The following is a 5785-nucleotide window of genomic DNA, read 5'->3' as shown; positions in this document are numbered from 1 at the left end:
TTAGAAAGTAACTTCCAAGTTAAGTCTTCTAGTGTTTCATACTTTTTAATAATTGAATCTCTATACACTTCCATCGTTATATCATCTGGGTTATTTATATTATTAAAATTATCTGTGATATTCTTTAAATGAACTAACATTCTATATGCATAATTATATGTTAATTTTATTGATTCATCATATTTATCTAGTATTCCCATAATATTTGATCACCCTTTCTAAGTTATATATATTATTTATTTTACCATATATAATAACATTTAAAACAAAAATACTTAAAAATAAGGCTATATTAATTTCTTCTTAGCCATAGTTCATTCTCCATTCACTTTACTATAGCTATAATTATTTACATTTTTTTTATATTTAATCGGTTTATTATTTGATCCTTTTCCAAATAACAGTTATTGTCACTAATAAGAACCTTAGAGGGCTTTATTATTTCCCTTGACTGTAAAAAAAACTTCTGCTATTTCTATAAATAACAGCTCGGAATTATTAAATGAGAATAAGTCGTCCACTTCATCAAAATAATCATCAATAGCTTCTACTGCAGCCACTGATGCTCACTCTAAATTCCAGTCATTAATTTACTATTTATCCCAAGTCACAGTTGCCCTAGTGGGATGCGTAGCAACCCACTTGCTACGTTTATAACTCTGGTTACTGCACTGACAATGAGTACCCTCAAAAACTAATTACCATAATTGAGCAAAATAAGCTTTATGTTTATGATTCCGCTCCCAAATCTGAAATCGCTAAAAACACAACTTCCGAAAATATTAAATATCTACAAAAGTGCTTAAACATTATGAAAATAAGAGATGCAAATAATAAAGTTTTAGTTATAGATGGATTAAGTGGTCCACTAACCATAAGTCTTACTAAAAAACTTCAGCAAATACTTAACCTTTCTATTGATGGGATATGTGGACCTAAGGTATTATCAGAAGTAAAAAATATTATGGAAAAACCTCTATGTAGCAGTATTTCTAAGGGGTACATGGCAGCCATAAGATATATTCAATGGAGAACTCGTGCAGCTATCGATGGTGTTTATGGAAATGAAACTGTAACCCGTGTTAAAGAATATCAGAAAACCAATAAATTAGTGATTGATGGAATTGTCGGTAACGGTACTTGGCAAAGCTTACTCTCTTGAACTTTACGATAATATATGTAAATAAATAAATAAAGGAGTTATCTCAAAGTTTTATTATGAGATAGCTCCTTACTAATTTTATTTGTTATTTTAAACTCACACGATTAATTTTCTTTTTCATTCTCCTTTAAAAGCCTATCAAAATCACTTTCAAACAATCTATCTTGCACTAGCCCTAATTTCTCTAATTTCTTCAATTAAATGATCAAAATATTCTTCATTTAGAAATGTTCCATTCTTAAGCCTTTCTTTATCAATTACATAACCTCTAATAGAAAAATCCTTTAAAATAGTAATTGCCCATCTACGAAACTGAATTGCTTTATCAGAATTAGTTCTAAATCCAACAGCAATAACCGCTTCTAAGTTATAAAAATTAGTATTATATTCCTTTCCATTTGCTCCAACTTGTCGGAATTTCCGACAAGTTGAATTTTCATCTAATTCACTACTAGCAAAAATATTTTTCAAATGTTCAGCAACAGTTGAACGACCTTTTTCATAAAGTCTTGCAATCATCACATGAGTCAACCATACATTTTCATCAACAACCATGACATCAATGGAATCATCGCCTACTTGTGAAGTGAAAATTAAAAACTCTGCAGTGCTATTACGAATTTGAAACTTATTGTTTTTGTCATTATTATTTTTTTTATCCAGTTTATTAGTCATTTTCTCCTCCACATTTGTTAGTCCTTCAACCACCCAAAGCCTTAAACACCGCACACTCATTATTCTTACAAATTTATATTCTTAATATTATTATACCTCAATCAGATAAGATTATGGAAACATATTTCTAATGTACTATTTAATATGCTAATAATAGTGATAATTTTTTATTAATTATTGAATAACTCTTTCTATATAATATTAAAAATATAAACATGAATAATTCGGTATTAAATAATAATATATACTATCATAATAAATTTTATTTCAAAATATAGTAAACATGTTATAATTTAACTGGCATTATTGATAAAGAAATAGATTTTTCGGAGGAGATACGAATGGAGTCTATTATAAAAATATATCTGATTATGATTATTTCAGTTTTAATAATAATCATAATAAAATTATATACAGTAATCCATCATGGAAAACTTATTATAAGCGCAAAGAAAAGTATATTTTCTTCTATTTGTTGGGTTGTGGCAATTATATTTTGGGTTTTGGTGATTATAGTTTGGGGTATATTAGGGTATTTAAACTATAGGAATAACACTTATATTAATATATTAAGTGATATAATGTGGATTGAAATTTCAATTTTTAATATAATAAGGATTTTGAAAAGTTCAGGAATAAGAGAAAATGGGATATATGGCTCTGGAAGCTTTTATAAATGGTCAAAAGTTCTAAAAAATGGTACCTATTTAAATCACTTTTATTTAAAACAATGTTTTAAATAATCATTGTTATTTCGATATTATTTCCATTCCGTCTTCGGTTACAAGAATTGTATGCTCCCATTGTGCTGAAAGTGATCCATCAGCAGTAAATGCTGTCCATCCATTATCCTCATCTATAAATATTTCATGGCTTCCACCATTTATCATTGGTTCAATCGTAAATACCATTCCCGGTGCTAAAATCATATCTGTTCCTTTAGTTCCAAAATGAAAAACAAATGGATCCTCATGAATATCTAGTCCAACTCCATGTCCTCCAAAATCCCTAACTACCGAGTATCCATTACTTTCTGCATATTCTTGTATAGCAGCGCCTATGTCACCTAAAAAGCTCCAAGGTTTCACTGCTTCTATTCCTTTATTTAAACATTTCTTAGTTATTTCTACTATCTTTCTAGCTTCATCACTTACTTCTCCAATCATAAACATTCTTGACGCATCTGAATAATATCCATTAAGTATAGTAGTTGCATCAACATTTATAATATCACCATTTTTAAGTACTATATCTTCGCTTGGTATTCCATGACACACTTCATCATTAATTGATGTACAAATACTTTTGGGAAATCCATCGTAATTAAGAGTAGCCGGAATTCCACCATGATATATTGTATATTCATGAGCTAGTTTATTAATTTCTTCTGTAGTCATTCCTTCTTTAATATTCTCACTAATTAAATCTAAAAGACCATTATTAACTTTAGCACTTTTTCTGATTCCTTCAATTTGATCTTTGTTTTTAATAAGATTTCTTGTTGGGACTATGTAGCCTTGATTCTTCAAGGTTTCTAACTTATTATCAAAGTTCAAATGGCAATTCTTATATTTTATTCCACTTCCACACCAGCATTTATCATTTCTACATAAACTCATTATACATTCTCCTATATTAAGATTAATTAATAGCATCCAATTAATCTATTATTTAATAATTCCACCATGAAAAAAACACTCATATACCTTCATATCATCAAAAAAAATTTCCTCATATCCTTGAAACCACTTAAATTCTCCGTTAACAATGCAATGATATTTATATTGTCCATCTTGATATACCATAGGTCCACGATATGGATTTTCTTTTGGTACTAAACTTAATGCTTCTCTTAAAAATTTTACTGAAAACCCTTTTCCAATAATTCTGCCTGTATAATTCATTGACCAAAATGGAATGTCATCTTCCCATAAAGCTTCTTCTCCTCCAAATTGCTCTCTTCCTAAATAGGTATCAATGTACTTTAGATTTCCTTCTGTATACTCTAAATCATGTGAATTAGGTCTTGAAGATTCAATTTCAACACCCTCTCCTGCATATGTAGCTCTTTTGGCATTACGTAAAAATTCTACTGTTTTTTCATGTGTAGAATCAACTTTTTTCTCTTCTATACATAAACGACAATTTTCTTCATAATCATTAACTAATTTATCAATACTTACTTTAAAGAAATCACTTAATGCAATTAGTCTTGCAATGTCAGGGTATGAATGTCCAACTTCCCACTTTGCAACTGCCTGCCTTGATATACCAAGCATTTCAGCTAATTTCTCTTGCGATAATCCTTTTCCTTTTCTAAGAATCTGCAATTGTTCCGGAAAACTCATTTCTAATCACCTCTAAATAATTTTACTGATAAAACAACCATATTGCTACCAATTAAACATAACATTTTTGTCAACTATAAGTTGCATTTGAATTTTGTTTCATCGAACTAACCTCAACAAATAAATGTAACCAATATTTCCATTATATCCTCGTTGTTCGCAGCTTTGTATCACCTCACAATCTTATTATACATTATCTTTTGTTAACATTGATAATTTAGTCCTATAGCTTAATAAACTATTGAAGGAATATGGAAATAAATGTGGAATATAAAATTGGCAAGAAAATTGTAATAAACTTATTAATGGGTGTTAAGATAGATAATAAAAAAATAGACGTTGAAAAAGACTTTACCTTCCTAAGCCAAGATGGTTTAAATACTCAGCTATTGATTACAGATCTAGAAGCTGAAGAATACATTGATTTAGCAATAAAAAGTTCTATAAAAAAATACACAAAAAGTAAAGCAACAGCTATAGCTATTTATAAGGAATTTATTATGACGCAAGTAATTACCACACTTGAAGGGTTGAAAATAATGTCTGAGAAAGAAGCTTATAAAAATTATGCTTTAAATGGGGCTAAAACAATATGGATTCAGTTATCAGATTATGCAAAGCACAGAATTTACACTGTATCAGAGGGATTGGGGATTGATATCAGTTGGTATAAGTCATTAGAAATGGATATCAGTAATCTTTTCCATTCTGAATATATGTGTAGTACAATATATGGTTGTCAAAGCCTATTATTATGTTATAAAAATAGTAGACCTTGTTTCATTGAATATATTGATGATGATGGAAAAACTATAATTTATAAAAATTGCTTAATAATCAGCTGTCCTGATGATCGAGTTACCGTAAAAATGGGTGAAAAGCAATTAATACTTGAAACAGAGCGGGTTATAAAAGCAGCATTAACAGAAAATGAACTCTATTAAAAATGGAAGCTGAGCTTCCATGAAACTCCCTTTGAAAATTGATATGATTAGAACATAGCAAAAAAATGGTAGACCTACAATTAAATAATGAAACTATACAAGGTTTTGTGTATATATGGAATCACACTATAACTGGTGTGCAAAAGATCAGCTATGCCTTACAACCTTGGCAGAATGTATCTTATAACTGAGGAACAATTTAATGATATAAATAAACAAGAAGGACCATGGTCGTATAATCCTATAATAAATTTAGTTACATATGTTTAACCTCATAATCATTTTGGTTTTCGCATAGTTGTTCACGTGCCGATCACAACCCCCGGTGATCATTGCAACGCCTTGGCTGAGCTTGCTATTTTCCAAAATAAGCACCAGTAGTTCCTACCCCGGCTACCGATGCTCACTCTAAATTCCAATCAATCTGTTTACTGTTTTTCCCAAGCCACAGTTATCCTAAGTTCGCTTTCAATATTTTTTCATCTAAAAAGATTGGGTCTATAAATTCCAAACTGTCTATAGGTAGTTTCCCCCCACTTTTCTTTAGAAGTTCAAATGCATCATACTTTTCTAAATCATATTTTTCTAATATTTCTTTTACATCTTTTCTTCTCTTATCTGGTAGCCTACTTGAAAAAGCAGGAAACATATCATAA

8 protein-coding genes and 1 pseudogene are annotated in these 5785 nt (G+C 29.5%); 3 read left to right on the top strand and 6 right to left on the bottom strand.

What is annotated here, in order from left to right; translation table 11 throughout:
- Positions 1 to 203: pseudogene (locus VIM70_RS22490) on the bottom strand (nucleotidyltransferase); the annotation flags it as partial.
- Between the two features lie 222 nt (positions 204 to 425).
- A complete protein-coding gene (locus tag VIM70_RS22485; protein WP_331948009.1) occupies positions 426 to 560 on the bottom strand; it encodes a hypothetical protein in 135 nt (44 codons plus the stop codon).
- A 251-nt stretch (positions 561 to 811) separates the two neighbouring features.
- On the opposite strand from VIM70_RS22485, the gene VIM70_RS22480 reads away from it, so the two are divergent.
- Entirely contained in the window at positions 812 to 1162 is a 351-nt protein-coding gene (locus VIM70_RS22480) for a peptidoglycan-binding protein (protein WP_331948008.1), read from the top strand.
- Between the two features lie 159 nt (positions 1163 to 1321).
- Here VIM70_RS22480 and VIM70_RS22475 read toward each other — a convergent pair whose 3' ends face one another.
- Positions 1322 to 1870 carry a virulence RhuM family protein gene (locus VIM70_RS22475; protein ID WP_331948007.1) on the bottom strand — a complete coding sequence of 183 codons (549 nt, stop codon included), beginning with the start codon at positions 1868 to 1870 and terminating at the stop codon, positions 1322 to 1324.
- 308 nt (positions 1871 to 2178) lie between these two features.
- Between VIM70_RS22475 and VIM70_RS22470 the strand changes: the two genes are divergently transcribed.
- Positions 2179 to 2580 (top strand): hypothetical protein, encoded by a 402-nt coding sequence (locus VIM70_RS22470; protein ID WP_331948006.1) that lies wholly within the window; start codon positions 2179 to 2181, stop codon positions 2578 to 2580.
- A gap of 6 nt (positions 2581 to 2586) precedes the next feature.
- On the opposite strand, the gene VIM70_RS22465 is transcribed toward VIM70_RS22470, so the two are convergent.
- Together VIM70_RS22465 and VIM70_RS22460 are read right to left on the bottom strand one after the other, a co-directional pair.
- On the bottom strand, positions 2587 to 3456 hold the full coding sequence (locus tag VIM70_RS22465) for a methionyl aminopeptidase (protein WP_331948005.1): 870 nt from the start codon (positions 3454 to 3456) through the stop codon (positions 2587 to 2589).
- A gap of 48 nt (positions 3457 to 3504) precedes the next feature.
- Positions 3505 to 4185: a DUF5680 domain-containing protein gene (locus tag VIM70_RS22460; protein WP_331948004.1), complete on the bottom strand. Its 681-nt coding sequence runs from the start codon at positions 4183 to 4185 to the stop codon at positions 3505 to 3507.
- Between the two features lie 251 nt (positions 4186 to 4436).
- On the opposite strand from VIM70_RS22460, the gene VIM70_RS22455 reads away from it, so the two are divergent.
- The gene (locus VIM70_RS22455; RefSeq protein WP_331948003.1) at positions 4437 to 5129 is read left to right on the top strand and encodes a hypothetical protein; all 693 of its coding nucleotides are present in this window, start codon (positions 4437 to 4439) and stop codon (positions 5127 to 5129) included.
- Positions 5130 to 5580: 451 nt separating this feature from the next.
- Here the strand turns inward: VIM70_RS22455 and VIM70_RS22450 are convergent.
- On the bottom strand, positions 5581 to 5785 hold a 205-nt coding region (locus VIM70_RS22450; RefSeq protein ID WP_333783854.1), incomplete at its 5' end, for a hypothetical protein.

This window comes from Clostridium sp. (assembly GCF_036569345.1).
Taxonomy (GTDB): Bacteria; Bacillota; Clostridia; order Clostridiales; family Clostridiaceae; genus Clostridium_AD.
Note: the sequence above shows the minus strand (reverse complement) of the source record. Positions and strands in the feature narration are given on the sequence as shown.

Bases quoted from the DNA above. Each gene is read 5' to 3' on its own strand.
- VIM70_RS22470 (WP_331948006.1), top strand. From the start codon at position 2,179: ATGGAGTCTATTATAAAAATATATCTGATTATGATTATTTCAGTTTTA.
- VIM70_RS22480 (WP_331948008.1), top strand. From the start codon at position 812: ATGAAAATAAGAGATGCAAATAATAAAGTTTTAGTTATAGATGGATTA.
- VIM70_RS22455 (WP_331948003.1), top strand. From the start codon at position 4,437: ATGGAAATAAATGTGGAATATAAAATTGGCAAGAAAATTGTAATAAAC.
- VIM70_RS22465 (WP_331948005.1), bottom strand. From the start codon at position 3,456: ATGAGTTTATGTAGAAATGATAAATGCTGGTGTGGAAGTGGAATAAAA.
- VIM70_RS22460 (WP_331948004.1), bottom strand. From the start codon at position 4,185: ATGAGTTTTCCGGAACAATTGCAGATTCTTAGAAAAGGAAAAGGATTA.